The 24,190-nt window shown below is 71.6% G+C and carries 18 protein-coding genes and 2 pseudogenes; 13 read left to right on the forward strand and 7 right to left on the reverse strand.

The features are described from left to right. Complete coding sequence (locus tag ACGFT1_RS33050) at nucleotides 1–519, reverse strand: Lrp/AsnC family transcriptional regulator (RefSeq protein ID WP_356822417.1); 519 nt, start codon at nucleotides 517–519, stop codon at nucleotides 1–3. Between the two features lie 170 nt (nucleotides 520–689). Here ACGFT1_RS33050 and ACGFT1_RS33055 point away from each other — a divergent pair, with 170 nt between their 5' ends. The 3 genes from ACGFT1_RS33055 (at nucleotide 690) to ACGFT1_RS33065 (ending at nucleotide 4,127) form a co-directional block, all read left to right on the forward strand. After that, the gene (locus tag ACGFT1_RS33055; protein ID WP_373912672.1) at nucleotides 690–2,126 is read left to right on the forward strand and encodes a gamma-aminobutyraldehyde dehydrogenase; all 1,437 of its coding nucleotides are present in this window, start codon (nucleotides 690–692) and stop codon (nucleotides 2,124–2,126) included. Nucleotides 2,127–2,316: 190 nt separating this feature from the next. After that, nucleotides 2,317–3,510 (forward strand): spermidine/putrescine ABC transporter substrate-binding protein, encoded by a 1,194-nt coding sequence (locus ACGFT1_RS33060; protein WP_373912673.1) that lies wholly within the window; start codon nucleotides 2,317–2,319, stop codon nucleotides 3,508–3,510. Between the two features lie 86 nt (nucleotides 3,511–3,596). Beyond that, a complete protein-coding gene (locus ACGFT1_RS33065; RefSeq protein WP_373912674.1) occupies nucleotides 3,597–4,127 on the forward strand; it encodes a hypothetical protein in 531 nt (176 codons plus the stop codon). 15 nt (nucleotides 4,128–4,142) lie between these two features. Here ACGFT1_RS33065 and ACGFT1_RS33070 read toward each other — a convergent pair whose 3' ends face one another. From ACGFT1_RS33070 to ACGFT1_RS33080, 3 genes and pseudogenes are all read right to left on the reverse strand, one after another. Next, a complete protein-coding gene (locus ACGFT1_RS33070) occupies nucleotides 4,143–5,279 on the reverse strand; it encodes a serine hydrolase domain-containing protein (protein WP_373912675.1) in 1,137 nt (378 codons plus the stop codon). 150 nt (nucleotides 5,280–5,429) lie between these two features. After that, nucleotides 5,430–6,149 (reverse strand): glycerophosphodiester phosphodiesterase, encoded by a 720-nt coding sequence (locus ACGFT1_RS33075; protein WP_373912676.1) that lies wholly within the window; start codon nucleotides 6,147–6,149, stop codon nucleotides 5,430–5,432. A 19-nt stretch (nucleotides 6,150–6,168) separates the two neighbouring features. Beyond that, nucleotides 6,169–7,372 (reverse strand): annotated as a pseudogene (locus ACGFT1_RS33080) (adenosine deaminase). 18 nt (nucleotides 7,373–7,390) lie between these two features. Between ACGFT1_RS33080 and ACGFT1_RS33085 the strand changes: the two are divergent. Further along, complete coding sequence (locus ACGFT1_RS33085) at nucleotides 7,391–8,305, forward strand: DUF4190 domain-containing protein (RefSeq protein WP_373912677.1); 915 nt, start codon at nucleotides 7,391–7,393, stop codon at nucleotides 8,303–8,305. A 601-nt stretch (nucleotides 8,306–8,906) separates the two neighbouring features. Here ACGFT1_RS33085 and ACGFT1_RS33090 read toward each other — a convergent pair. Beyond that, a complete protein-coding gene (locus ACGFT1_RS33090; protein ID WP_373912678.1) occupies nucleotides 8,907–9,470 on the reverse strand; it encodes an NADAR family protein in 564 nt (187 codons plus the stop codon). A 209-nt stretch (nucleotides 9,471–9,679) separates the two neighbouring features. Between ACGFT1_RS33090 and ACGFT1_RS33095 the strand changes: the two genes are divergently transcribed. From ACGFT1_RS33095 to ACGFT1_RS33130, 8 genes are all read left to right on the forward strand, one after another. Further along, the gene (locus tag ACGFT1_RS33095; RefSeq protein WP_373912679.1) at nucleotides 9,680–11,233 is read left to right on the forward strand and encodes a gamma-aminobutyraldehyde dehydrogenase; all 1,554 of its coding nucleotides are present in this window, start codon (nucleotides 9,680–9,682) and stop codon (nucleotides 11,231–11,233) included. A 51-nt stretch (nucleotides 11,234–11,284) separates the two neighbouring features. Next, a complete protein-coding gene (locus tag ACGFT1_RS33100) occupies nucleotides 11,285–12,532 on the forward strand; it encodes a spermidine/putrescine ABC transporter substrate-binding protein (RefSeq protein ID WP_373912680.1) in 1,248 nt (415 codons plus the stop codon). A gap of 8 nt (nucleotides 12,533–12,540) precedes the next feature. Continuing rightward, nucleotides 12,541–13,692, forward strand: coding sequence for an ABC transporter ATP-binding protein (locus ACGFT1_RS33105; RefSeq protein ID WP_362224108.1), 1,152 nt, complete (start codon nucleotides 12,541–12,543; stop codon nucleotides 13,690–13,692). Then, entirely contained in the window at nucleotides 13,692–14,621 is a 930-nt protein-coding gene (locus tag ACGFT1_RS33110) for an ABC transporter permease (protein WP_373912681.1), read from the forward strand. Before ACGFT1_RS33105 ends, ACGFT1_RS33110 begins: the two co-directional genes overlap by 1 nt. After that, nucleotides 14,622–15,422: an ABC transporter permease gene (locus ACGFT1_RS33115; protein ID WP_373912682.1), complete on the forward strand. Its 801-nt coding sequence runs from the start codon at nucleotides 14,622–14,624 to the stop codon at nucleotides 15,420–15,422. It abuts the gene before it with no gap. 22 nt (nucleotides 15,423–15,444) lie between these two features. After that, nucleotides 15,445–16,875, forward strand: coding sequence for an NAD(P)/FAD-dependent oxidoreductase (locus ACGFT1_RS33120; RefSeq protein WP_373912683.1), 1,431 nt, complete (start codon nucleotides 15,445–15,447; stop codon nucleotides 16,873–16,875). 143 nt (nucleotides 16,876–17,018) lie between these two features. Beyond that, complete coding sequence (locus ACGFT1_RS33125) at nucleotides 17,019–17,477, forward strand: hypothetical protein (RefSeq protein WP_373912684.1); 459 nt, start codon at nucleotides 17,019–17,021, stop codon at nucleotides 17,475–17,477. A gap of 85 nt (nucleotides 17,478–17,562) precedes the next feature. Next, nucleotides 17,563–19,389, forward strand: a complete 1,827-nt coding sequence (locus tag ACGFT1_RS33130; RefSeq protein ID WP_373912685.1) for a chitinase — start codon at nucleotides 17,563–17,565, stop codon at nucleotides 19,387–19,389. Between the two features lie 61 nt (nucleotides 19,390–19,450). On the opposite strand, the pseudogene ACGFT1_RS33135 reads toward ACGFT1_RS33130, so the two are convergent. Next, nucleotides 19,451–20,308, reverse strand: a pseudogene (locus tag ACGFT1_RS33135) (phosphatase PAP2 family protein); the annotation flags it as partial. A gap of 77 nt (nucleotides 20,309–20,385) precedes the next feature. Next, complete coding sequence (gene gabT, locus ACGFT1_RS33140) at nucleotides 20,386–21,720, reverse strand: 4-aminobutyrate--2-oxoglutarate transaminase (protein ID WP_373912686.1); 1,335 nt, start codon at nucleotides 21,718–21,720, stop codon at nucleotides 20,386–20,388. A gap of 278 nt (nucleotides 21,721–21,998) precedes the next feature. On the opposite strand from gabT, the gene ACGFT1_RS33145 reads away from it, so the two are divergent. After that, complete coding sequence (locus tag ACGFT1_RS33145) at nucleotides 21,999–24,155, forward strand: ATP-binding protein (RefSeq protein ID WP_373912687.1); 2,157 nt, start codon at nucleotides 21,999–22,001, stop codon at nucleotides 24,153–24,155. Nucleotides 24,156–24,190 lie beyond the last annotated feature (35 nt).

Consider the following 24,190-nt stretch of genomic DNA (forward strand, 5'->3'; position numbering starts at 1 on the left):
TTATCGGGTTCCCCACATGTAGGTCTGCTTCTTCAGCTTCAGGTAGACGAAGCTCTCGGTGGAGCGCACGCCGGGCAGGGCACGGATGCGTTTGTTGATGACGCCCAGCAGGTGGTCGTCGTCCTCGCAGACGATCTCGGCGAGGATGTCGAACGAGCCCGCGGTCATCACCACGTACTCGACCTCCGACATGTCCGTCAGCGCGTCCGCGATCGACTCGACATCGCCCTCGACGTTGATTCCGACCATCGCCTGACGGCGGAAGCCCACGGTGAGCGGGTCCGTGACGGCGACGATCTGCATCACGCCCTGGTCCAGCAGCTTCTGCACGCGCTGGCGCACGGCCGCCTCCGACAGGCCCACGGCCTTGCCGATCGCGGCGTACGGCCGGCGGCCGTCCTCCTGGAGCTGCTGAATGATGGCGAGGGAGACGGCATCCAGCTGGGGAGTGCCGTTCCTGGACTCGCGGGACGAGTCCCTCTGGTCTGCGCTTCGACTGGCCACGACCTCACTGTGCACGACGTCTCGACAGTTTCGCAAGGTGCGAGCGATGAAATCCGTTGTTTACGAGACCTGACCGTGCGGATTTCGCAGAAGCGGCGGCGGTGGGGGTGTTGAAAACGTGGGTACGGCGACTAGGGTGGGTGTCTCAGCGTTTGGACAGCCAGAACCAGATCAGGAGGCCGGCAGTGAGCACCGAGCTGCGTCGTCTGCGCAACTACATCGACGGTGAGTTCCGGGACGCCGCCGACGGACGGACCACCGAGGTGGTCAACCCCGCGACGGGCGAGGCCTACGCCACCGCGCCGCTGTCGGGGCAGGCGGACGTCGACGCCGCCATGGAGGCCGCCGCCCGCGCCTTCCCCGCCTGGCGCGACACCACGCCCGCCGAGCGGCAGAAGGCCCTGCTGAAGATCGCGGACGCGTTCGAGGAGCGGGCCGAGGAGCTGATCGCGGCCGAGGTCGAGAACACCGGCAAGCCGGTCGGGCTCACCCGCTCCGAGGAGATCCCGCCGATGGTCGACCAGATCCGCTTCTTCGCGGGCGCGGCGCGGATGCTGGAGGGCCGTTCGGCGGGCGAGTACATGGACGGCATGACCTCGATCGTCCGCCGCGAGCCGGTCGGCGTCTGCGCGCAGGTCGCGCCGTGGAACTACCCGATGATGATGGCCGTGTGGAAGTTCGCCCCGGCCGTCGCCGCCGGCAACACGGTCGTCCTGAAGCCCTCGGACACCACCCCGGCCTCCACCGTCCTGATCGCCGACATCATCGGCTCGATCCTGCCCAAGGGTGTCTTCAACGTCATCTGCGGCGACCGCGACACCGGCCGCCTGATGGTCGAGCACGAGACCCCGGCGATGGCCTCCATCACCGGCTCCGTGCGCGCCGGCATGTCCGTCGCCGAGTCCGCCTCCAAGGACCTCAAGCGGGTCCACCTGGAGCTGGGCGGCAAGGCCCCGGTCGTCGTCTTCGAGGACACCGACATCGCCAAGGCCGTCGAGGACATCTCCGTGGCGGGCTTCTTCAACGCCGGCCAGGACTGTACGGCCGCGACCCGCGTCCTCGTCCAGGAGTCCATCCACGACGAGTTCGTGGCCGCGCTCGCCAAGGCCGCGTCCGAGACGAAGACCGGGCAGCCCGACGACGAGGACGTCCTCTTCGGCCCGCTGAACAACCCCAACCAGCTCAAGCAGGTCGCCGGCTTCATCGACCGCCTCCCGGCGCACGCCAAGGTCGAGGCGGGCGGCGAGCGGGTCGGCGACAAGGGCTACTTCTTCGCCCCGACCGTCGTCTCCGGCCTGAAGCAGGACGACGAGATCGTGCAGAACGAGGTCTTCGGCCCGGTCATCACCGTCCAGTCCTTCACGGACGAGGAGCAGGCCCTCGCGTACGCCAACGGCGTCGAGTACGCCCTCGCGTCCTCGGTGTGGACCAAGGACCACGGCCGCGCGATGCGCATGTCGAAGAAGCTCGACTTCGGCTGCGTGTGGATCAACACGCACATCCCGCTGGTCGCGGAGATGCCGCACGGCGGCTTCAAGAAGTCCGGCTACGGCAAGGACCTGTCGGGGTACGGGTTCGAGGACTACACGCGGATCAAGCACGTGATGACGTCGCTGGACTGAGTCCTGACCGGCGCCGGCAGCGCGGCCCGCGGACGGGTCACCTCCCCGTCCGCGGGCCGCGCTGCGTCATGTCGCCGGGCGGCTGGCAAGCGGCCGGAACCACCTTGCTCGACAAGGTGTCGGCCCGGCGCCGTCCCGCTCGACGCGGCGTCGATTGTCCGGCCGCGGACCGGGACGGCATGCTTCCGGGGTGCCCCAGACTTCTTCCCGTACGTTTGCGCCGTCCCGCCGTTCCCTCCTCGCCGCCCTCGGCGGCACCGCCGCGCTCGGCGCCCTGGCCGGCTGCGGGGTGCCCGCCGCCTATGTCCGGCCCGGCGACCGGTCCGTGACCGACGAGTCGGCGGCCGACCGGAAGCTGACCTGGGCGAACTGGCCCCTCTACATCGACACCGACGACGACAACCCCAGCCGCCGGCCCACGCTGGAGGCGTTCGCGAGGCGCACCGGGATCTCCGTCGAGTACGTGGAGGAGATCAACGACAACGACGAGTTCTTCGGCAAGATCAGCCCCGCGCTGATGAACCACCAGGCCACCGGCCGGGACCTGATCGTCATCAGCGACTGGATGTGCGCCCGGTACGTCCGGCTGGGCTGGGTACAGGAGATGGACCGCGCCCGCCAGCCGCACGTGGCGAAGAACCTGGACCCGCTGCTCCGCTCGCCCGCCTTCGACCCGGGCCGCCGGTTCACCGTGCCCTGGCAGTCGGGCATCACCGGCATCGCCTACAACCACCGCCGGCTCGGCCGCGAGATCCGCCGTGTCTCCGACCTGTGGGCGACGGACCTCAAGCGCCGCGTCACGCTCCTGTCCGGCCTGGACGAGGCGTTCGCGCTGCTCATGCAGGGCAACGGCGTGGACATCACGCGGTGGACCGCCGACGACTTCCACCGGATGTGCGACCAGGTGGAGCGGGAGGTCCAGCGGGGCCAGATCCGCCGCTTCACCGGCAACGACTACACCAAGGACCTGGTCAGCGGCGACGTCCTCGCCTGCCAGGCGTACTCCGGCGACGTGATCCAGCTCCAGGCCGACAACCCCGACATCCGCTTCGTCGTCCCCGAGGAGGGCGCCGAGCTGTGGTCGGACTCCCTGATGATCCCCGACCGGTCCCGCCACAAGGCCGACGCGGAGCGCCTGATCGACTACTACTACGAACCCGGGCCCGCCGCGCGGCTCGCCACCTGGGTCAACTACGTGTGCCCGGTCCCCGCCGCCCGCGAGGTCCTGGCCGCGTCCCGGGACAAGGGCACCGCCGCCCTCGCCGACAACCCGCTGATCTTCCCGGACCCCGGCATGCGCGAGCGCCTCGCCGTGGCCCGCGACATCACGTCCACGGAACGCGGGGAGTTCGCCCGGCGGTGGAACCGGATCGCGGGTCTGTGACGGCGCGGCCGGCAGTCCGCAGGGTGCGGGCCGGGAACCGCCGGGCTGCTTTTGAACGTGTTCAATTATGGGCGTAGGCTTCGGGCATGAGCGACAGAGCCGCCCTGCTCAAGGGCATCCGCGCCTGGTTGGTCCTCTTCGTCGTGTGCCTCGTGCTGAGCGGGGCCACCGCCTTCCCGCTGGTGCATGAACTGCGCTGGACCGAGAGCGCCTTGGACGCGCTGTCCGTGCCCGAGTACCTGCCGGGGCTGACGGGGTGGATCTCCCGGGTGCGGGACGGACTGGACGCGGTCGACGCCGACCAGCCCTTCGTCCTCTACGGCACCGACTGGCTGGCCTTCGCGCACCTCGTCATCGCCGTCGCCTTCTACGGCGTGTACCGCGACCCCGTGCGCAACATCTGGGTCGTCGAGTTCGCGATGATCGCCTGCGCCGGGATCGTCCCGCTCGCCCTCGTCTGCGGTCCGATCCGCGGGATCCCCTTCTGGTGGACCCTGATCGACATGTCGTTCGGCGTGTTCGGGGTGATCCCGCTGCACGTCGTACGGAAGAAGATCAGACGGCTGGAGGCGCTCGGTGCGCCGCTCGCGCCCCCGGCCGTCACCGCGGCGGGCTGAACCCGGCCCGGTTCGTCAGCGGTTGAACGCGGGGAACGCGAAACGCTGGGCGACGGTGAGGCCGTCGCCCTTGGCGTCCGTGGAGTTGACCGAATAGACCAGGGTGCGGGACAGGTCCCGGGTCGCCGCGATCACCGTCGCGTAGCCCGGGCGCGAGCCGGTCTTGCCCCAGATCACCCGGCCGTTCAGTTCGAACCGCTCCAGTCCCGCCCCGTACCGCGCCCCGGGCACGTCGGGCAGCGTGAACATCTCCGTCAGCTGCGGCTCGGGCACCACCCGGCCGCGGAACAGCCCCACCAGCAGCCGCTCCAGATCGGCGCCGGTCGAGATCAGGTCGCCGGCGGCGAAACGGTCCGTCATGTTCCAGTCGGTCACGTCGACCAGCTTGCCGTCGATCCAGTCGTAACCGCGGTTGTGCGGCCCGTGGATGCGGGGATCCGGGCCGGCCGGGAACGAGCTGTGCCGCATGCCGAGCGGCCGGAAGATCCGCACCTCGGCCTGGTGCGCGTACGTGTCACCGGTCACCTTCTCGATGAGCATGCCGAGCACGGTGTAGTGGATGTTGCCGTAGTCCTGCCGCGTGCCCGGCGCGTGCGCGGGGCCCTGCGCGACGGACGCCGCCACGACCTGCCGGGGCGTCAGCGTCTCGAAGCGGTGCGGGTAGCCGTCCTCGACCGTGTCGCCGAGTGACGCCCCCGGGCGCAGGCCGCTGGTGTAGTCGAGCAGCTGCCGTACGGTGACGGGGGCGAACTCGTCGGTGAGCAGGCCCGGAAGGTACCGCTGCACGGTGCCGTCCAGGTCGATCCGGCCCTCCGCGGCGAGCTGCAGCACGATCGACGCGGTGACCACCTTCGTCACGGACCCGGCCCGGAACCGCCCGTTCTCCAGCGCCGGGGCCCCGGTCCTGACGTCCCGTACGCCGGCCGTCCCGCGCCAGGTCCCGTCGCCGCCGACGCGCAGCAGCGCGGCGGTGGCGTCCTGGTCGGGGAGGCCGGCGATCGCGGCGGAGAGTGCCTCGCCGTCCGGGCCGGCCGTGGCACCGGCGGAGGCCGGTGCCATCGGGGCGGCGGACGCGGGTGCGGCCAGCGGGCCGGCGGCCAGCGCGGCGACGAGACCGGCGGCCAGGAGGAGGGATCGGCTGTTCCGGCGCATACGGGGGCTCCTTGAGGAGATCGGGAAGAGGGCGCGAGATCATCCTCCGGCGCCGGGGCGGAGGGCGGATCCTCACCGAGGACGGCACGCGACCCCTGTTCGTCCCCGATCGACTCCCCCTCTCCTCAAGGGGATTGCCAGGGATCACCCCTACGGGGACAGCTGGTCCACCGGGGCCGGCGGGAACACCGGGGCGCGCAGGCTGTGCAGGACGTCGATGCGGTTCGTCGTGATGGAGTCGACGCCGAGGTCCAGCAGCCGGCGCATGGCGCGGCGGGTGTCCGGGGTCCACACCGACAGCAGGCAGCCGTCGCGGTGGACCCGGACGGCCAGCTCCCGGTCGACCAGCGGGAACCGGTAGTTGAGCCAGCGGGGGCGCACCGCCGCCAGCAGCGCGGGCCGGGGCGGAGCCAGGGACGTCCAGGTCAGGGCGATCTCGGCGGCCGGGTCGGCGGCCCGGACGGCGAGCATCGCCTCGGCGCCCGCGCAGTAGTAGGCGCGGTCCCGGGCCCCGCTCTGCCGTACGGCGTCCAGGACCCGCTCGACCGTCCGGCGGTCGACCCTTCCGCACAGGTCCACCATCACCCGGGCCTCACCGGTCGCGGACAACGCCTCCGCCAGCGTCGGCACACCGCCCGCCGTGAGGCCGCGCACCTCCTCGGCGGACAGCGCGCGCAGCGGCCGCCGCACTCCCCACAACCGCTGGAGCGTGTCGTCGTGCAGCAGCACGGGGACGCCGTCACGGGTGAGCCGTACGTCGATCTCGACGGCGTCCGCACCCCGGTCGAGCGCGGAACGCAGCGAGTCGGTCGTGTTCTCACGGGAACGGTAGGGGTCGCCGCGGTGGGCCACGGCGGTCACGGTCTGCATGACCCCATTGTGGTGGGCGTCAGGAAGCGAGCCGCCCGGCGGTGTACGTGTCGATCTCCGCGATGATCCGTGCCTTGCCCTCCGCGTCCAGGAACGAGGCCCCGACGGCGTTCTTCGCGAGGTCGGCGAGACCGTGCTCGTCCAGGCCGAGGAGGCGGGCGGCCACCGCGTACTCGTTGTTGAGGTCGGTGCCGAACATGGGCGGGTCGTCCGAGTTGATCGTGACCAGCACCCCGGCGCGCGCGAACTCCGCGAGCGGGTGCTCGTCCAGGGTGCGGACCGCGCGGGTGGCGAGGTTGGAGGTCGGGCACACCTCCAGCGGGATGCGGTCCTCGGCGAGGTGGGCGAGCAGCCGGGGATCGCGCGCGGAGCTGGTGCCGTGCCCGATCCGCTCGGCGCGCAACTCGGTCAGCGCGTCCCACACCGTCTGCGGGCCGGTCGTCTCACCGGCGTGCGGAACGGAGTGCAGGCCGGCGGCGAGGGCCCGGTCGAAGTACGGCTTGAACTGCGGCCGGGGTACGCCGATCTCGGGGCCGCCGAGTCCGAACGACACCAGGCCCTCCGGGCGGATCCGGTCGTCGGTGGCCAGCCGCGTGGTCTCCTCGGCCGCCTCTAGACCGGCCTCGCCGGGTATGTCGAAGCACCAGCGCAGTACGGTCCCGAACTCGGCCTCGGCCGCCTTGCGGGCGTCCTCGATCGCGGCCATGAAGGACCGCTCCTCGATCCCGCGGCGGGTGGAGGAGAAGGGGGTGATGGTCAGCTCGGCGTACCGCACCTGCTGCCGGGCCAGGTCCCGGGCCACCTCGTAGGTGAGCAGCCGGACGTCCTCCGGGGTGCGGACGAGGTCCACGACCGACAGGTACACCTCGATGAAGTGCGCGAAGTCCGTGAAGGTGAAGTAGTCGGCCAGGGCCTCGGGGTCGGTGGGGACCTTGGAGTCGGGGTGGCGGGCGGCCAGTTCCGAGACGATCCGGGGGGAGGCGGAGCCGACGTGGTGCACGTGCAGCTCGGCCTTGGGCAGCCCGGCGATGAAGGCGCGCAGATCGCGGCCGGCGGTGCCGGCGGCGGGTACGGAGCTGTCGGTCAAGGGGTCCTCCGGGACGGGCGCCCGCCGGACGGCGTCGGTCGTGCGGGCGCGGTGATCGGCTGATCGGTGACGCCGGATCATCGTAGGCCCCGGGCCGTGCTGTCCCGGCCTGCCCGTAGCATGACGGGACGTCCAGCAGAGGGGTCCTTCCACCATGTCCGACGAGGTGCCGCAGTCCACGCCGGAGGAGCAGGCCGCCGGGCACGGGTCCGGGGCGCCCCGGGTCTCCCTGGACAAGGACGCGGCCCGGGCCGCGCGGGAGGCACCGGTGCGGGACGCGGTCCCGGCCCCCGTTTCCGGCCCCGGTTCCGTCCACGACCAGCGGACGCTGACCTCGTTCCCAGCGGCCCCGGACGCGCCCGCCGCCGCGGCGCCATGGGCGAGCCCGGCCGCCGGCTCCACCCCCACGACCCCGGCCCAGCACGCGGACCCGTACGCGCCGCCGACTCCGGCCACGCAGGGCAACCCGTACGCGCCGCCGTCGTCACCCTCGGTCCAGCACGCGGACCCGTACGCGCCGCCGACTCCGGCCCCGCGGGGCAACCCGTACGCGCCCCCGGCCTCCGCCGCGACCCCGGCCCCGCAGCCGAACCCGTTCGCGCCGTCGGCCGGCATCCCGCAGCCGAACCCCTACGCCCCGCCGGTGCCTCCCATCGCACGCCAGGGGGCGCCGGACCCGGTGCCGCCGCCCATCGCGCCCGGCGGCCCCGGTCAGGTGCCGTACGGCTACCCGGGAACGGCCCCGGCGTACGGCTACCCGGGCTCCTCGCCCGCCCCGTACGGCGGCGTTCCCGGCCACGCCTGGCCCGGAACGCAGCCGGTTCCGAGCAACGGCATGGGGACGGCCTCGCTGGTGCTGGGCATCATCGCGGCGGCCGGCTTCCTGCTGTGGCCGGTGGCACTGGTGCTCGGCGTCCTGGCCGTGATCTTCGGCGCGGTGGGCAGGTCCAAGGTCCGCCGCGGCGAGGCGACCAACCCGGGCGTGGCCCTGGCCGGCATCATCTGCGGGGCCGCGGGGATCGTCCTGGTGGCGGCCCTGCTCGCCTTCGCCGTCGCGGTGTACACCTGAGGATCCCCACCTCCGGACGACGTCCCGACCCGGCTCGGGCTCGCGCCCCGGTTCCCGCCCCGGCTCGGGCCGCGTCCCCGCCTGGACAACCGGCCTCCGGCTCCGGGCCCCCGTAACCGCTCCCCGTTCCGGCGCCTTGCCTCCGGTCGGGCTCCCGTCCCCGCGTCGCGGCCCACCTCACCGCTCGGGCACCCACTTCCGGTTCGGGGCCCGCCGCGTCCCGGCGCCTGCCGCCGGTCCGGCCCCCGCCCCGGTTCCGGCGCCTGCCTCCGGTCTGGCTCCCGCCCCCGTTCCAGCCTCCGCTGCGTCCCCGCCCCGGTTCCGGCGCCTGCCTCCGTTGCGGCTCGGGCCTTCGCCCGGCCCTTCCCATGCGGCTCGGGCCTTTCCCCGCCCCCCTGCGTCGGCGCCTGCTTTCTTTCGGGTTCCCGTCCCTGCGGGTGCCCCCGCCCCGTTCGGGTCCCACCCCCGCTTCAGGCTCGCGCCCCGGGCGGGCCACCCCCACTCGGTCCCGCTCCCGCTCAGGTTCGCCTCCGCCTGGACGCCGGCCCCCGCTCAGCCTCTCGCCCCGCTCAGGTCCGCCTCCCCCAGGTGCCGGCCCCCCTCAGGCCCCCGCCCCCGCCAATCTCTCCCGCGCTTCCATCAGTGCGAAGCCGAGCAGGTTCTGGCCCTGCCAGCGTTGCGGGTCGCCGGCCGCGTCGTCGTCCGCCGCCAGGCCGATGCCCCACACGGGGTCGACCGGACTGGCCTCCACCAGGACCCGGTCACCGGTGCCGAGCAGGTACTGGAGCAGGTTCTCGTCGGCCGCGAACTTGTGCACGCTGCCCTCGACCACGATCCGGAACCGCTCCCGCTCCCAGGTCGCGCCGTCGAAGCCCCGGACCAGGCGGCCCGCCTTCTTCGCCTCGGCGGGATGCTTCGCGGCCAGCACCCGCCGCTCCGCCTCCTCGTCGCCGAACAGCCGGGCCTTGCCGGCCATCATCCAGTGCTCGGCCGTCGCGTACGGCACACCGTCCACCACGAAGGGTGACGGCCACCACTGGCTGAGACAGCTCGCGCCGATCCGGCCGTCTGCCCGCGGCCGGTGCCCCCAGAAGTGGAGGTACTTGATCCGGGACCCGGCCCGGACCTCCCTGATCAGGGCTTCCAGCCCGTCGATCTTCCCCATGCACGCGAGTGTGGCAGGCACCACTGACACTCCGTCCGCCCTTTTCCCTCCCGACTCGACACCTGGTCGACAGATTCCGTCGCGTAACCAAAAGGCAACAACGGAATCACTTGTTGACGACCACTCCCTCTGTCAGGATCGGCACTCAAATCGAGCTGGAGCTACGCCACCCGCCCACCGGGACGGGGCGAACGGCGGAGGAGAGCGACATGCACAACCCGGGCACCGCCACCCCGGAACGATTCCCCGCAGAGGGACGGTTCGCCGCGCAGGACCGCCTCGCGGACGGCGCGCAGTTCATCGCGGGCCGGCTGACCAGGGGCACCTCGGGTCACACCCACACCGTGGTCGATCCCGCGAGCGGCGAGGGGGTGTACACGTACGAACTGGCCGGTGCCGACGACGTCGACGCGGCCGTCGCGGCCGCACGCGCGGCCTTCCCGGGCTGGGCCGCCGCGACCCCGGGCGAGCGCTCGGACGCCCTGCACCGGTTCGCGGCCGTGCTCGCCGACCGCGCCGAGGAGCTCGCCCGCGCCGAGTCCCTGCAGTGCGGCAAGCCGCTGAAGCTCACCCGCGAGTTCGACGTGCCGGGCACCATCGACAACACCGCGTTCTTCGCGGGCGCCGCCCGGCATCTGCAGGGGCAGTCCGCCGGTGAGTACTCCGGCGACCACACCTCGTACGTCCGGCGCGAGCCCATCGGGGTGGTGGGGTCGATCGCGCCCTGGAACTACCCGCTCCAGATGGCCGCCTGGAAGATCCTCCCGGCGATCGCCGCGGGCAACACGATCGTGCTGAAGCCCGCCGAGCTGACCCCGTTGACCTCGCTGCTGTTCGCCCGGGCCGCCACCGACGCCGGCATCCCGGACGGGGTGGTCAACATCGTCACCGGGACCGGGCGGGAGGCCGGGGAGCACCTGGTCGGCCATCCGGACGTGGCCATGACCTCCTTCACCGGCTCCACCGGTGTCGGCAAGCGGGTCGCCGAGGTCGCCACCGCGACCGTCAAGCGGCTGCATCTGGAACTGGGCGGCAAGGCCCCCTTCGTCGTCTTCGACGACGCCGACCTGGAGGCCGCGGTCCACGGCGCGGTCGCCGGCGCGCTCATCAACACCGGCCAGGACTGCACGGCCGCCACGCGCGCGTACGTGCAGCGACCGCTGTACGAGGCGTTCGTCGAGCGGACGGCCGCGCTGATGGAGACCGTGCGGCTCGGGGACCCGTTCGCACCCGGTACCGACCTCGGGCCGCTGATCTCGCACGCGCAGCGCGACCGGGTCGCCGGCTTCGTGGACCGGGCGCGTGCCTACGCGCGCGTGGTGACCGGCGGCGAGGCCCCCGGGGGAGACCTCGGGAAGGGCGCCTACTACCGGCCCACCCTGATCGCCGGCGCCCCGCAGGACAGCGAGGTCGTCCGGTCGGAGATTTTCGGTCCCGTACTGGTCGTACTGCCGTTCGACGGTGATGATGAGGGCATCCGGCTGGCCAACGACACACCGTACGGCCTCGCCGCCTCCGCGTGGAGCCGCGACGTCTACCGCGCCAACCGTGCCACCCGCGAGATCAAGGCGGGCTGCGTGTGGATCAACGACCACATCCCGATCATCAGCGAGATGCCGCACGGCGGCTACAAGGCCTCCGGCTTCGGCAAGGACATGTCGGCGTACTCGTTCGAGGAGTACACACAGGTCAAACACGTAATGTTCGACAACACGGCGGTGGCGCGGAAGGACTGGCACCGCACGATTTTCGGGGACCGCTAGCGACGACAGGCCAGTGACCAGGCCGATCCCTCCCGAAAGGGCACCACGCGCATGGAGCAGTACGAGCCCGACCGCCTGACCCCGCCGCAACTCGCGGCCATGCGGCGCAGCCTCCGCAACGGCAGGGCCGGCCTGACCCGCCGGTCGCTGCTGAGGGCGTCCGCCGGCGGTGCGCTCGCGGCCGGCGGCCTCGGGGCGCTGAGCGCCTGCGGGATCCCCGCGGCCGGCAAGAGCCAGGGCGGCACCTCCGCCGAGGACCACTCGGCCAAGGAGAAGGTGGTGAACTTCTCCAACTGGACCGAGTACATCGATGTCGACGACAAGGGGAAGCGCCACCCGACGCTCGACACGTTCCGCAGGCGGACCGGGATCACGGTCAGGTACAGCGAGGACATCAACGACAACAACGAGTTCTTCGGCAAGCTCAAGCCGCAGCTCGCCGCAGGCCAGGACACCGGCCGCGACATCATCGTCCTGACCGACTGGCTGGCCGCCCGGCTCATCCGGCTCGGCTGGGTCCAGAAACTGGACCCGTCCAACCTGCCGCACGCCTACAGCAACCTCTCGGCCCAGTTCCGCGACCCGGACTGGGACCCGGGGCGGGCGTACTCCTACCCCTGGCAGGGCATCTCCACCGTCATCGCCTACAACAAGAAGGCACTCGACGGCGTCCAGGTCACCTCGATCTCCGACCTGCTGGACAACCCCCGGCTCAAGGGGCGCGTCGGCTTCCTGTCGGAGATGCGCGACTCCGTCGGCATGACCCTCCTCGACATGGGCAAAGACCCGGGGAACTTCACCGACGACGACTTCGACGCGGCCATCGCCCGTCTCCAGAAGGCCGTCGACAAGGGCCAGATCCGCCGCTTCACCGGCAACGACTACACGTCCGACCTCACCAAGGGCGACTTCGCGGCCTGCGTGGCCTGGGCGGGCGACGTCGTCCAGCTCAAGGCGGACAGCCCGGACGTCGACTTCGTCGTACCGGACAGCGGCTACATGACGTCGACCGACAACATGTGCGTACCGAACAGGGCGCGCCACAAGACGAACGCCGAGCGGCTCATCGACTTCTACTACGAGCCCCGGCAGGCCGCGGAACTCGCCGCGTACATCAACTACGTGACGCCGGTCGACGGGGTGAAGCCGTACCTTGCGAAGATCGACAAAGACGCGGCGGACAACCCGCTGATCGTTCCCGACAAGGCCATGCAGGCGAAGTCCCATGCCTTCCGCTCCCTGAGCCAGAAGGAAGAGACGGCCTACGAAGAGAAGTTCGCGAAGCTCACAGGGGCGTGACGACGACGATGAAGACGACACCAGACAACAGCGGCGACGTCCGCCTCTCCGGTATCTCCAAGACCTACGGCTCCTTCACCGCCGTACACCCGCTGGACCTGACCGTGCCCCAGGGCTCCTTCTTCGCCCTGCTCGGCGCCTCCGGCTGCGGCAAGACCACGACCCTGCGCATGATCGCCGGCCTGGAGGAGCCCACGTCGGGCACCGTCCGCCTCGGTGAGGAGGACGTCACGCACCTGCCGCCGTACAAGCGGCCCGTGAACACGGTCTTCCAGTCCTACGCCCTCTTCCCGCACCTGGACATCTTCGAGAACGTCGCCTTCGGCCTGCGCCGGCGCGGTGTGAAGAGCGTGAAGAAGCAGGTCGAGGAGATGCTGGACCTGGTCCAGCTGGGCGAGCAGGCGCGCAAGAAGCCGCATCAGCTCTCCGGTGGCCAGCAGCAGCGCGTGGCCGTCGCCCGCGCCCTCATCAACCACCCGAAGGTGCTTCTCCTCGACGAGCCCCTCGGCGCCCTCGACCTCAAGCTGCGCCGCCAGATGCAGCTGGAGCTGAAACGGATCCAGACCGAGGTCGGCATCACCTTCGTCCATGTCACGCACGACCAGGAGGAGGCCATGACCATGGCCGACACGGTCGCCGTGATGAACGGCGGCCGGGTCGAGCAGCTCGGTTCGCCGGCCGACCTGTACGAGAACCCGCGGACCACCTTCGTCGCGAACTTCCTCGGCACCTCCAACCTCATCCGCGCCGAGGTCGACACCCGCAGCGGCGACGACCTCGTGCTCACGGCGGGCGGCGGCAAGCTGGTGCTGCCCGAGGCGCGGTGTTCGGCCCCGACGACGGCCGGCGGCACGGTGCTGGTCGGCATCCGCCCGGAGAAGATCTCCCTCACGCACGCCGACGACGCCGGCTCCGTCCCCGCGGGCCGCAACCGCATCACCGGCCGAATCGCCGACGCGAGCTTCATCGGTGTCTCCACGCAGTACGTCATCGACAGTCCCGTCTGCGAGGAGCTGTCGGTGTACGTGCAGAACGTCGAGCGCGACGGCCGGCTCGTCCCCGGCGCCGAGGTGGTCCTGCACTGGAGCCCGGCGCACACCTTCGGCCTCGACGCGGCGCAGGACATCGACGCGGGCACCGAGGAAGAGGTCGCCGCCTGATGTCGACGCTCACCGAGGCGCCCCCGCCGCTCAGTCCGACCGCGCCGCAGAAGAGGCCCCCGCGCAGACGCGGCCGGTTCACGCCGTACTGGCTGCTGCTGCCCGGCCTGCTGTGGCTGGTCGTCTTCTTCGCGCTGCCGATGCTCTACCAGGCCTCCACGTCCGTGCAGACCGGCTCCCTGGAACAGGGCTACAAGGTCACCTGGCACCTGGCGACGTACTGGGACGCCCTGTCCGAGTACTGGCCGCAGTTCCTGCGGTCCGTCCTCTACGCCGCCGCCGCGACCGCGCTCTGCCTGCTCCTCGGCTACCCGCTCGCCTATCTGATCGCCTTCCGCGCGGGCCGCTGGCGGAACCTGATCATGATCCTGGTGATCGCGCCGTTCTTCACCAGCTTCCTGATCCGCACCCTGGCCTGGAAGACGATCCTCGCCGACAACGGCCCGGTCGTGCACACGCTCAACTCGCTGCACATCCTGGACCTGACCGACTGGCTCGGCTGGACGGCCGGCGACCGGGTGCTGGCCACCCCGCTGGCGGTCGTCTGCGGACTGACGTACAACTTCCTGCCGTTCATGATCCTGCCGCTGTACAGCTCGCTGGAGCGGATCGACGGGCGGCTGCACGAGGCGGCCGGCGATCTGTACGCCAAGCCCTGGACCACCTTCCGCAAGGTGACCTTCCCGCTGTCGATGCCGGGCGTGGTCTCCGGGACCCTGCTGACGTTCATCCCGGCGGCCGGCGACTACGTCAACGCCGAACTCCTCGGCTCCACCGACACCCGCATGATCGGCAACGTCATCCAGACCCAGTTCCTGCGCATCCTGGACTACCCGACGGCGGCGGCGCTCTCCTTCATCCTCATGGCCGCGATCCTGGCCATGGTCACGCTCTACATCCGCCGGTCGGGGACGGAGGACCTGGTCTAAATGCTCCTCGTCAACTGGCTCAAGCGCCGTCTCGTCGTCATCGCGGGACTGCTGACGCTCGCCTATCTGCTGCTGCCGAACGTCATCGTCACGGTGTTCTCCTTCAACCGGCCGAAGGGCCGCTTCAACTACGAGTGGCAGCAGTTCTCCACGGACGCCTGGCGGGACCCGTGCGGGGTCGCCGGCATGTGCGGCTCGCTGTCCCTCAGCCTCCAGATCGCCGTGTGGGCGACGGTCGGCGCCACCGTCCTCGGCACGATGATCTCCTTCGCGCTGGTCCGCTACCGCTTCCGCGCCCGCGGCGCCGTCAACTCGCTGATCTTCCTGCCGATGGCCATGCCCGAGGTCGTCATGGCCGCCTCGCTGCTCACCCTGTTCCTCAACATGGGCGCGCAGCTGGGCTTCTGGACGATCCTCATCGCGCACATCATGTTCTGCCTGAGCTTCGTCGTCACCGCCGTCAAGGCGCGCGTGATGTCGATGGACCCGCGTCTGGAGGAGGCCGCCCGGGACCTGTACGCCGGTCCCGGGCAGACCTTCGTGCGGGTCACCCTGCCCATCGCGGCACCCGGGATCGCCGCGGGCGCGCTGCTCTCCTTCGCGCTCTCCTTCGACGATTTCATCATCACCAACTTCAACGCCGGTTCGACCGTCACCTTCCCCATGTTCGTGTGGGGATCGGCGCAGCGCGGCACACCCGTGCAGATCAACGTGATCGGCACGGCCATGTTCCTGGTCGCCGTGCTGTTCGTGCTGACGTCGATGGTCGTCACCGGTCGCCGTAGCAAACACAAGGCATAAGCCCCCGTAGGGAGTTGAAATCATGGCCCCGAGCGCCATGAGCCGTGGCAGAGACAACTGGACCGCCTCACTCTCCGAGGCACGACCGGTGCCGTACTGGCTGGAGGACCCCGGCAAGCCGCCCGCCGAACCCGCCCTCACCGGCACCGAGACCTGCGACCTGCTGGTCGTCGGCGGCGGCTACAGCGGACTGTGGACCGCGCTCAACGCCAAGGAGCGCGACCCGCAGCGCGACGTGGTGCTGCTGGAGGGCCGCGAGGTGGGCTGGGCCGCCTCCGGCCGCAACGGCGGCTTCTGCGCCGCCTCCCTCACCCACGGCCTGCCCAACGGGCTCGCCCGCTGGCCCGGCGAGATACAGCGGCTCCAGGAGCTGGGCCTGCGCAACCTCGACGAGATCGAGGCCGCCGTCGCCCGGCACGGCATCGACTGCGACTTCGAACGCACCGGCGAGATCGACGTCGCCACCGAGACCTACCAGGCCTGGGAACTGCGCGACTGGCACCGGGAACTGGAGGAGAAGGGGCTCGCCGACGGCATCGAGTTCCTGGACGCCGACGCGGTGCGCGAGCAGGTGAACTCGCCGACCTTCGAGGCCGGCCTGTGGGACCGCAGGGGCGTGGCCATGCTGCACCCGGCGAAACTGGCGTGGGGCCTGAAGCAGGCGTGCGTCAGGCTCGGCGTCCGGGTCTACGAACACACGCCCGCGCTGACGCTGAAGCAGTACGGCGGCGGCATGGCCGTACGCACCCCCTATGGCGCGGTCCGCGCCCGCAGGGTGGCGCTCGGCACGAACATCTTCCCGAGCCTGCTGCGCCGCGTGCGGTCGTACACCGTCCCCGTCTACGACTACGCGCTGATGACCGAACCGCTCACGCCCGACCAGCTGGCGGAAATCGGCTGGAAGAACCGGCAGGGGCTGGGGGACAGCGCCAACCAGTTCCACTACTTCCGGCTGTCCGCCGACAACCGCGTCCTGTGGGGCGGCTACGACGCGATCTACCCGTACGGCGGTCGGGTCCGCGCCGAGTACGACGACCGGCCCGAGACGTACGCCAAGCTCGCCGGCCACTTCTTCACCTGCTTCCCGCAGTTGGAGGGCGTCCGCTTCACCCACGCCTGGGGCGGCGCGATCGACACCTGCTCCCGCTTCTCGGCGTTCTTCGGCACCGCCCATCAGGGCCGCGTGGCCTACGCGGCCGGCTACACGGGCCTCGGTGTCGGCGCGACCCGCTTCGGCGCGGACGTCATGCTGGACCTGCTGGACGGGGAGCGCACCGAGCGGACCGAGCTGGAGATGGTCCGCAAGAAGCCGCTGCCGTTCCCGCCGGAACCCTTCGCCTGGACCGGGATCGCCCTCACCAAGTGGTCCCTGGCCCGGGCGGACGCCCACGGCGGCCGCCGGAACCTGTGGCTGCGGACGATGGACCGGCTCGGTCTGGGCTTCGACAGCTGACCGCGGCCGGGCCGAGGTGGCCCTGATGGCCGTCCGGTTTCCCGGACCACGCGAGAAGGACGCCGAACCCGCGTAATGCTCCGCCCGGACCTCCCTCTCTCCCCGTGACGCGACCGCGTCGGACGAGAGAGGGAGGTTCTTCGATGACCGGGCAGAAGACGGCGGTCGAATGGCTGGCATCCGTCGCACCCGACCCCGGAGTCTGCCGCCGGGAGTGGGAGCGCAACCCGCTCGGGGTCGCCCTGCTGCCCGCGGGCAGGGCATGGGACGTCCTCATCCTGCCGGGCGACCTCGGCTGTCCGACCCTGGACGTGCTCACCCGCATGCTCGACCGGCCCGGGCCGGTGCTCACCGACTCCGGCGACAGGCGGGTCGGGTTCCTCGTGCCGCCGGGCACCGCGGCACGCTGGCTCGGCACCGGCATCCGTACCGCCGGGTCCGGCACCTGGATCGTCGTGCCGTATCCGGGGCGGGCGACCCGGGGGGTGCGCTGGCTGGTGCCGCCGGACGGCTCGGGCACGCTGACCGACCCGGCGCTGCTGGAGATGGCGATGCACGAGGCGGTGGCGGGGCCGGCGCGCCGGAGGAACGCGGACGGGTGACTCCCGGACACCTTGACAACAGGATTGGTCTGGACCAAGTTGTGTCCGCTCGGCCCCGTCAACTCCCCTGACCCCGGGATCCCTTGTGGATCGCCCCAGACGTCCCGGCACCGTCCTCACCGTGCTCACGACCGCACTGCTGGCCGTGCCCGGCATCACCGCGCTCTCCTCGGCCGCCGACGCGGCCGACGTGGCCGACGGGGCCGACGTGGACATCGCCGTCAACGGCGGCTTCGAGTCCGGCCTGACCGGCTGGACCTGCACGGCCGGCACGACCGTCGACTCGCCCGTGCACAGCGGGAAGGCCGCCCTCCAGGCGACCCCCGCGGGCGGCGACAACGCCCAGTGCGGCCAGACCGTGGCCGTCCAGCCCGACGCGCAGTACACCCTGTCCGCCTACGTCCGCGGCTCCTACGTCTACCTCGGCGCGGCCGGCACCGGCACCACCGACGTCTCCACCTGGACCCAGTCCGCCCCCGACTGGCAGAAGCTGAGCACCACCTTCCGTACCGGGCCCACGACCACCAAGGTGACGATCAGCACCCACGGCTGGTACGGCACCGGTGCCTACAACGCCGACGACATCACCCTCGTCGGCCCCGGCGGCAGCGGCACCGGGCAGCCGCCCGCCGCGCCCGCCGGCCTGCGGACCACCTCCGTGACCCAGTCCTCCGTCGGCCTGTCCTGGTCGGCCGTGACCGGCGCCACCGGCTACGCCGTCTACCGTGACGGCGCCCGGGTCCAGACCGTGACCGGCACGTCGGCGACCGTCTCCGGACTCGCGGCCTCCACCGCCTACAGCTTCCAGGTCGCCGCGGTCAACGACGCCGGCGAGTCCGCGAAGTCCACGGCCGTGACCGCCACGACCGGCGCGGGCACCGGCGGCGGCCCGGCCGACCTGCCCGCCCACGCCCTCGTCGGCTACCTCCACGCCAGCTTCGCCAACGGCGCCGGCTACACCCGCCTCGCGGACGTCCCCGACAGCTGGGACGTCATCGACCTCTCCTTCGGTGAGCCCACCTCGGCCACCTCCGGCGACATCCGCTTCGACCGCTGCCCGGTCACCGAGTGCCCGAACGTGGAGAGCGACGCCGACTTCAAGGCCGCTGTCAGGGCCAAGCAGGCGGCCGGCAAGAAGGTGCTGATCTCGATCGGCGGCCAGAACGGCCAGGTCCAGCTGACCACGACGGCCGCCCGCGACACCTTCGTCTCCTCCGTCTCGAAGATCATCGACACCTACGGCCTGGACGGACTCGACGTCGACTTCGAGGGCCATTCGCTGTCCCTGAACACCGGCGACACCGACTTCCGGAACCCGACCACCCCCGTGATCGTCAACCTGATCTCGGCACTGAAGACCCTCAAGGCCAAGTACGGCGCCAAGTTCGTCCTGACCATGGCCCCCGAGACCTTCTTCGTGCAGAACGGCTACCAGTACTACGGCAGCGGCAAGTGGGGCGGCCAGGACCCGCGCTGCGGCGCCTACCTCCCGGTGATCCACGCCCTGCGCGACGACCTGACCCTGCTCCACGTCCAGGACTACAACTCGGGCCCGATCATGGGCCTGGACAACCAGTACCACTCCATGGGCGGCGCCGACTTCCACATCGCCATGACCGACATGCTCCTCACCGGCTTCCCGGTCGCCGGCGACACCGGCAACGTCTTCCCGCCGCTGCGCCCCGACCAGGTCGCCATCGGCATGCCGGCGTCGACGAACGCGGGCAACGGCTACGTCTCCCCGTCCGAGGTCACCAAGGCCCTGGACTGCCTCACGAAGAAGACGAACTGCGGCTCGTACGCGCCCCACGGGACCTGGCCCGCCCTGCGCGGTCTGATGACGTGGTCGGTGAACTGGGACCGCTACGGGAACTGGGAGTTCCAGAAGAACTTCGACTCCTACTTCGGCTGACCGCCAGGACGGGGGCGGTCAGCAGCACCGTGCCCAGGCACCAGCCGGCCACCACGTCCAGCGGCCAGTGCCAGCCCCGGCGGACCAGGCCGTACGAGACCCCGAGGACGAGCGCAGCACAGCCGGCCACCAGCAGGCGGCGGGCGGCGGGCGAACGCAGCCCGGGCAGCAGGAGCAGGGTCGCGGAACCGTACGCGACCACCGCCGTCACCGTGTGACCCGACGGGAAGTAGCCGGTCGCCGGGGGCACCACAGGGGTCCCCGGCCGGCCGGCGAAGTCCTTGAGCGGCACGACGACCGCCGGCACCAGCGCCATCAGCACGGCCGCGGCGAGCGGCGGCAGCCACCACCGGTCCACGCCGGTGGCACGGCCCCGCCGGGCCGCGTGAGCGAGGGCGGCGGCCAGCGCGGGGACGGCGACCTGGACGTTGCCGAGGTCGGAGAGGAGCTCGGAGAACCGGTCCGGGCGCACCAGGGCCCGGCTCAGCCGGGCGTCCGGTCCCAGCAGCGGGCCGTGCGCCACGACCTGCCAGGTGATCAGGAGGAACAGGACGGCCGCGACGGCCGGGACGCCGGCGAGCAGGGCGCGGCGGACTGAGGTCGACACGGCGACCAGCTTGGCAGACATCGCGGAGAAGGAGGCCGGCCGCCCCGGAACAAGGGGGGGTCGTTCCGGGGCGGCCGCCCGGACCGGAACGTCGCGCGCCCCGGGGGGTTTGGGGCGGCGACCGTCCGATCGGTGAGGAGATCCCGGAGCCGTCAGGCGCCGGATCTGTGCGCGAGGGCACGACCAGGTCGAAGCTGGGGAGGCCTCGGCCCGGAGCCGCCCACAGTCCCCTGTGGGCGGGGTGTATCTCTCATCTGGAGGAAACCTACGGCAGGCCGGGGCGCTTGGGCAGACGGAATCGGCTCCCGTCATCCACCCCGCACACCTTCTTCACACGGCCTGCCGCAGGTGTCCTGCAGAGGTGCGAACCAGTCGCTCGGATGTGCGGCTCAGACGCCCGCGAATGCCTGCTCGATGATGTCGAGGCCCTCGTTCAGCAGGTCCTCGCCGATGACGAGCGGGGGCAGGAAGCGCAGCACGTTGCCGTAGGTGCCGCAGGTCAGGACCAGCAGCCCCTCGGCGTGGCAGGCCTTGGCCAGCGCGGCGGTGGCCTCCGGGTTCGGCTCCTTGGTGGCGCGGTCCTTGACCAGCTCGACGGCGATCATCGCGCCACGGCCGCGGACGTCGCCGATGACGTCGAACTTCTCCGCCATGGCGGTGAGGCGACCCTTCATGATCTCCTCGATGCGCTTGGCCTTGCCGTTGAGGTCCAGCTCGCGCATGGTCTCGATGGCGCCGAGCGCACCCGCGCAGGCGACGGGGTTACCGCCGTACGTACCACCGAGGCCGCCCGCGTGCGCGGCGTCCATGATCTCCGCGCGGCCGGTGACGGCGGCCAGCGGCAGACCGCCGGCGATGCCCTTGGCGGTGGTGATCAGGTCCGGGACGATGCCCTCGTCCTCGCACGCGAACCACTGGCCGGTACGGCAGAAACCGGACTGGATCTCGTCGGCGACGAACACGATGCCGTTGTCGTTGGCGAACTTCACGATCGCCGGCAGGAAGCCCTTGGCCGGCTCGATGAAGCCGCCCTCACCGAGCACCGGCTCGATGATGATCGCGGCGACGTTGTCCGGGCCGACCTGCTTGGTGATCTGGTCGATGGCCTGCGCGGCGGCCTCCGGGCCGGCGTTCTCCGCGCCGGTCGGCCAGCGGTAGCCGTACGCCACCGGCACGCGGTACACCTCGGGCGCGAACGGCCCGAAGCCGTGCTTGTACGGCATGTTCTTCGCCGTCAGCGCCATCGTGAGGTTGGTCCGGCCGTGGTAACCGTGGTCGAACACGACCACGGCCTGCCGCTTGGTGTACGCGCGAGCGATCTTGACGGCGTTCTCGACGGCCTCGGCGCCGGAGTTGAACAGCGCGGACTTCTTGGCGTGGTCGCCCGGGGTCAGCTCGGCCAGCGCCTCGGCGACCTCCACGTAGCCCTCGTAGGGGGTGACCATGAAACAGGTGTGGGTGAAGTCGGCGAGCTGGGCCGAGGCCCGGCGTACGACGGCCTCGGCGGACGCGCCGACGCTCGTGACCGCGATACCGGAACCGAAGTCGATGAGCCGGTTGCCGTCGACGTCCTCGATGATGCCTCCGCCCGCGCGGGTGGTGAACACGGGCAGCACGGAGCCCACGCCCTGCGCGACCGCGGCGGTACGGCGGGCCTGAAGCTCCTGCGACTTCGGGCCGGGAATGGCGGTGACGACGCGGCGCTCCTGCGGAAGTGCGGTCATGGGGGCTCCCTGATGATCTTGCGTACCGGGCGGTCCCGGGCGGTTCCGGGCGGTGCGTTTTCGGACGCATACCTTCTTTTCTCGCAGGCTAAGACCGCTCCCGCGGGGTGGGCATGCTCCATGTGGGCGTTGTCGGCGGGACCCGTTGTCCGCGGTGGACATAGCCCACCCGGGCGGGTACAGCGCCTTACGGCCACGTAAGCGGTGAACTCCCCAGGCAGGGGCGTTAGATTGACTCGCTGATGGCGGACGGAACGGCTGGTCAGGGGGCAGGGCGGATGGACAGCGACGGCGCACGCGACACACGCGGCACCCACACCACACCGGTACCGCATCCGGGGGGGCCGCCGGATGCCTACGGGGTGCCGGCCATGCCCTCGATGCCGCCGATGCCCGACGGGTCCGGTTTCCTGGCGTGGCTTCGTGCTCCGCGGCCACAGGCTGCACCCGGAATCTGGCGGTTGCAGTACAGACCTCGACCGGAGGTGGAGCCCAAGCGGACCCCGACCCGGCAATTGCTGGGGGGAGCCGTGATTGCATTCCTGTGCGGTTGGCTGCTCTGTTCTCTCTTGTGGAACGGGTACTTGGGCGATTTCTGGCAGTGGCCCTGGTACGTACTTGCACCGGACGCCTGGGTCAAGGGTGAGGGCGGAAGGGTGGGCGGGATCGCTTCGTGGCTTTACGAGTGGCTGGTGTTCGGCGCGATCTTCGCCGTGTTCGCAAAGATCGGGCACTGGGGGGAACTTTGGCGGCGATACCTGACCCCCTTCTTGCAGGCCGCCATTCCTGTGCTACGCGTGGCCGTACACGCCGACCGCGACACCACCCCCGCCGCCGACTCGCCGCCCACCCCCGACCACGACCCCGCCGCATGGCCCCAGCTGCGGCAGGCCGGGGCGTACGAGGCTGCTGAGCGGCTGGCCGGTGAGGCGCGGGCCGGGCTGATGCGGGACGTGGACCACGCGCGCATCAGCAGGGCCTGGCAGAGCGTACGGTCCGGACGGCACGCCCTGGCCGCGTTCACCGGGGCCGTGCTCAAGGACGGCGCCGCCGCCTGCCCGCACCCGTCCGGCGACCGGGACCTGCCCGTCCGGCAGGCCCGGCACGACCTGCTCACCGGGCAGGTCCGGCTCGGCACCACCGCCGACGACCCCCGCAACCCCTACCAGTACCGAGGCGCCGGCCTGGCCCTCGGCCCCGACCTGCTCGGCACCTCGCTGCTCGCCGTCGGCCCGGCCGGATCCGGCAAGACCGGCGCCGTCGTGCGGCCGCTCGCCGAGTCCTTGTGTCTGCACGCCCTCGCCGGCCGGGCGGCGGTCGTGGTGGCCGGCGCGGCGGGCGCCGGACTCGGCCCGGCCGAGGCCTACGACGTCGTCGTACGCGTCGGTCACCCCGAATCGGCCTACGACCTCGACCTCTACGGGGGCACCACCGATCCCGACGAGGCCGCCGCCATACTCGCCGAGGCCCTCGTCGGCGACCTCGCCGACCCGCACCCGGGCAGTGACACCCGCCGCTCCACCACCGTCCTCGCCCAGCTGCTCGGCCCCTTCCGGGCCGTGCACGGCCGCTTCCCCTCGGTGCCGGAACTGCGGCAGCTCCTCGACGGCGCGCCCGGCCCGCTGGCCGCGCTGCGCAAGGCGCTGACCGATACCGGGCACTCCTCGCTGCTGCGGGAACTGGACGCGCGTGAACGGCAGATGGCCCACCCGGGCGATGTCGGCACGGTTCTCGCCGACCGGATCGCGCTGCTCGACCGGCCCGCCTTCGCCGCGTTCTTCGACACCTCCGGGCAGAGCCGGCCGTTCTCGCTGCGGGCCCTCGACCACCCGGTCCGGGTCCGCATCGACCTGCCCCAGCGCGGCCACGCCGACGCCTCCCGGATCCTGGCCCGGCTGGTGCTCGCCCAGTTCACGGCCGCCGTGACGGTACGCGAGGACCGCTCCCTCTTCGCCTGCCTGCTGCTCGACGACGCCACCGGCGTCGTCACCCCGGAGGCCGTGCGCGGCATCCAGCGGCTGCGCAGCGTCAACGCCGGGACCGTGCTCACGCTGCGCACGCTGGACGACGCACCCCGGCCGCTGCGCGGCCCGCTGCTCGGTGCCACCGGCTGCCGGATGGCGCTGTCCGGGCTCACGCCCTGGGACGGGCAGGACTTCGCCGAGGTGTGGGGCAAGGAGTGGACCGAGACCCGGGACGTCACCGACCGGCAGATCATCGCCGAGACCCCGGCCGGTAAGGCCGTGCACATGCTGCGCCGGGTCATCACGGGTCAGGCGCCGACGGCGCGGGCCGTCACCGTTCGGCAGGTGGAGCGGGAGCGGTGGTCGGCTTCCGAGTTGGCTCATGCGGTGCCGGCGGGGCACGCGGTGCTGTCGTTGACCACCGTGCAGGGGGAGCACGCGCCGCCGTTGCTGGTGGATCTGCGGGGGTGACGGCCAGCGGGTGATCGTACGGTGAGGCAGAATCG

This window comes from Streptomyces sp. Y20, assembly GCF_043195475.1.
Classification (GTDB): Bacteria; Actinomycetota; Actinomycetes; order Streptomycetales; family Streptomycetaceae; genus Streptomyces.